Source organism: Methylobacterium aquaticum, from assembly GCF_001043915.1.
GTDB classification, from domain to species: Bacteria; Pseudomonadota; Alphaproteobacteria; order Rhizobiales; family Beijerinckiaceae; genus Methylobacterium; species Methylobacterium aquaticum.
In genome coordinates this window covers 1-3,383 of sequence record NZ_LABX01000450.1, presented here as the reverse complement: position 1 = coordinate 3,383, position 3,383 = coordinate 1, and the positions used below count along the sequence as shown (strand labels likewise).

General features: G+C 71.1%; 3 protein-coding genes. All 3 read left to right on the top strand.

Features of this window, described 5'->3' with window-relative positions:
* The coding region (locus VP06_RS33180) for a cell division protein FtsQ/DivIB (protein WP_048468090.1) at window positions 1-765 on the top strand (765 nt) is incomplete at its 5' end.
* Window positions 766-850: 85 nt separating this feature from the next.
* Entirely contained in the window at window positions 851-2,176 is a 1,326-nt protein-coding gene (ftsA, locus tag VP06_RS33175; RefSeq protein WP_048468089.1) for a cell division protein FtsA, read from the top strand.
* 116 nt (window positions 2,177-2,292) lie between these two features.
* The coding region (gene ftsZ, locus VP06_RS33170) for a cell division protein FtsZ (protein WP_048468088.1) at window positions 2,293-3,383 on the top strand (1,091 nt) is incomplete at its 3' end.

The following is a 3,383-nucleotide window of genomic DNA, read 5'->3' as shown; positions in this document are numbered from 1 at the left end:
TTCGGGTTCTTCGGCCTCGTCGCCGCGGCCGGCTTCGTGTCCGGCGGCGGCTATGCCGAGATGTCGGCCCGCTACGGCACGCCCCTCGACATCGCGGCCCGCACCCTCGGTTTCGGCGTCGACACGGTCACGATCTCGGGGCTGGTGCAGCTCCATCCCTCCGAGATCCTGAAGGCCGCCGGGATCGACCGGCGCAACTCGCTGCCCTTCCTCAGCGTGGTCGACGTGCGCGACCGCCTGTCCACCGTGCCGCTGATCGGCGCGGTCTCGGTGCGCAAGATCTACCCGCGCGAACTCCTGATCACCCTCACCGAGCGCGAGCCGAGCGCCCTGTGGCAGCGCAACGGCGAGATCGCCGTGATCGCCGCCGACGGCATGGTGATCGACCAGATGCGCGACGGCCGCTTCGCGAACCTGCCGCTGGTGGTGGGCGACGAGGCTAACCTGCGCACCAAGGAATATCTCTCCCTGCTCGAGGCGGCGGGTCCGCTCAAGGACCGGATCCGGGCCGGCACCCTGGTCTCGGGGCGGCGCTGGACCCTCAAGCTCGACGGCATCGACGTGCGCCTGCCCGAGACCGGCGCCCGCGAGGCGGTGACCCGCCTCGTCAAGCTGGAGGCCGAGTCGAGTCTGCTCGAGAAGGACATCATCGCGGTCGACCTGCGGCTGCCCGACCGGGTGGTGGTGCGGCTGACCGAGGAGGGCGCGGCGGCGCGCCTGGAGGCGCAGAAGAAGAAGCAGAAGCCGAAGGGAACCGAGACATGACCCGCGCGCGCGACGTGACGCCCGCCGGTCGCCCCGGTTCCGCCAACTCCCTCGATCCCCTGTCCCTCCCGGTGAGCGTCGCGTCATGAGTCTCCTCCAGCACGGTCTCACGCCGCGCTTAAAGCCGCTCTCGGCGCGCCGGAGCGCGACCTTGTCGGTGCTCGACATCGGCACCAGCAAGATCGTCTGCCTCGTCGCCGAGTTGCAGCCGGTCGAGACCCTGGCGACCCTGCGCGGCCGCACCCATCTCGCCCGCATCATCGGCATCGGCCACCAGCGCTCGCTCGGCCTCAAGGGCGGCGCCGTGGTCGATCTGGAGGCGGCCGAGACCGCGATCCGCCACGCGGTCCATGCCGCCGAGCGCATGGCCCGCGTCGAGGTGCAGTCGGTCATCGTCAGCCTGTCGGGCGGGCGGCTCGGCTCGCAGCATTTCGACGCCAAGGTCCCGGTCCGCACCGGCGCCGTCACCGGCGCCGACGTGCAGCGGGTGCTGGAGGCGGCGAGCACCCACAGCATCAGCCCGGGCCGGGCGGTGCTGCATGCCCTGCCGACCGGCTATTCCCTCGACCAGCAGACCGCGGTGGTCGATCCGTCGGGCATGCTCGGCGAGCGCCTCGGCGTCGACCTGCACGTCGTGACGGCCGAGATCGCCGCCGCCCGCAACCTGATGCTGGCGGTGGAGAACACCCACCTGCGGGTCGAGGCGGTGATCGCCACCCCCTACGCCTCGGGCCTCTCGGCGCTGGTCGACGACGAGGCCGAGATGGGGGTGGCCGTCGTCGACATGGGCGGCGGCACCACCAGCGTCGGGGTGTTCTCCGGTGGCCATCTCGTCCATGTCGACGCGCTGGCGGTGGGCGGCCACCACGTCACCATGGACATCGCCCGCGGCCTCTCGACCCGGGTGGCGGCGGCCGAGCGGCTCAAGACCCTCTACGGCGCCGCCATGGCGACGGCGTCCGACGAGCGCGACATGATCGCGGTCCACGGCGTCGACGAGGACGAGCGCGACCTGCCGCACCACATCCCCAAGTCGCACCTCGTGCGGATCATCCGCCCGCGGGTCGAGGAGGTGCTGGAACTGGTGCGCGACCGCCTGCGCAATGCGGGTTTCGCCGCCCAGGCCGGGCGCCGGGTGGTGCTGACGGGCGGCGCCAGCCAGCTCGTCGGCCTGCCGGAGGTCGCCCGCCGCATTCTTCAGGGGCAGGTCCGGATCGGCCGGCCGCTCGGCATCAAGGGGCTGCCCGAAGCCGCCAAGGGGCCGGCCTTCTCGGCCTCCGTCGGGCTCCTGGTCTACCCCCAGGTCTCGCATGTCGAGCATTTCGAGCCGCGCGGCCAGTCGGGCCGCACCGGTCTCGTCTCCAACAGCTACCTCTCCAAGTTCGGACGCTGGTTCACGGAGAGCTTCTAACGGGATCGCCTTCCGGCGCGGGACCCGGACACGGGCCGCGCCGGCGGGCGGGACGGCAAACGGCGCCGCTTGAAGGCGCCACCAGAAACGTAACGATCATCAGAGGCTCGCGCATCATGGCCATCTCCCTGCAAGCTCCGGACATCCGCGAACTGAAGCCCCGCATCACCGTGTTCGGCGTCGGCGGCGCGGGCGGCAACGCCGTCAACAACATGATCGAGTCGGGCCTGCTCGGCTGCGAGTTCGTGGTCGCCAACACCGATGCCCAGGCGCTGACCTCCTCGAAGGCCGAGCGCGTGATCCAGATGGGCATCGGGGTGACGCAAGGGCTCGGCGCTGGCTCCCAGCCGGATGTCGGCCGCGCCGCCGCCGAGGAGGTGATCGACGAGATCCGCGATCAGCTCTCGGGCGCCCATATGTGCTTCATCACCGCCGGCATGGGCGGCGGCACCGGCACCGGCGCGGCCCCGGTCATCGCCCGCACCGCCCGCGACATGGGCATCCTGACGGTCGGCGTCGTCACCAAGCCGTTCCAGTTCGAGGGCGTGCGCCGCATGCGGACCGCCGAATCCGGCATCAGCGAGTTGCAGCAGGCCGTCGACACCCTGATCGTGATCCCGAACCAGAACCTGTTCCGGGTCGCCAACGAGAAGACCACCTTCGCGGATGCCTTCGCGATGGCCGACCAGGTGCTCTATTCGGGCGTCGCCTGCATCACCGACCTGATGGTGAAGGAGGGTCTCATCAACCTCGACTTCGCCGACGTGCGGGCGATCATGCGCGGCATGGGCAAGGCGATGATGGGCACCGGCGAGGCGTCCGGCGAGAAGCGCGCCAACCGCGCCGCCGAGGCCGCGATCGCCAACCCGCTCCTCGACGACGTCTCGATGAAGGGCGCCCGCGGCCTCCTGATCTCGATCACCGGCGGCAACGACCTCACCCTCTACGAACTCGACGAGGCCGCCACCCGCATCCGCGAGGAGGTCGATTCCGACGCCAACATCATCCTGGGCGCCACCTTCGACGAGAGCCTCGACGGCATCATCCGCGTGTCGGTGGTCGCCACCGGCATCGAGCCGGCCCTGATCAACGCCAACGCCATCGGCTCGCCGGAGATCGCCCAGACCGAGCAGCGCATCGCCGAGGTCGCCGAGCGCCTGCGCGCCGAGGCCCGGGCCCGGGCCTCGGCGCGCAGGCGCTCGGCGAC

What these genes read in the sequence shown, in the direction of transcription:
- ftsA (WP_048468089.1), top strand. Translation starts at nt 851, where the DNA reads ATGAGTCTCCTCCAGCACGGTCTCACGCCGCGCTTAAAGCCGCTCTCG.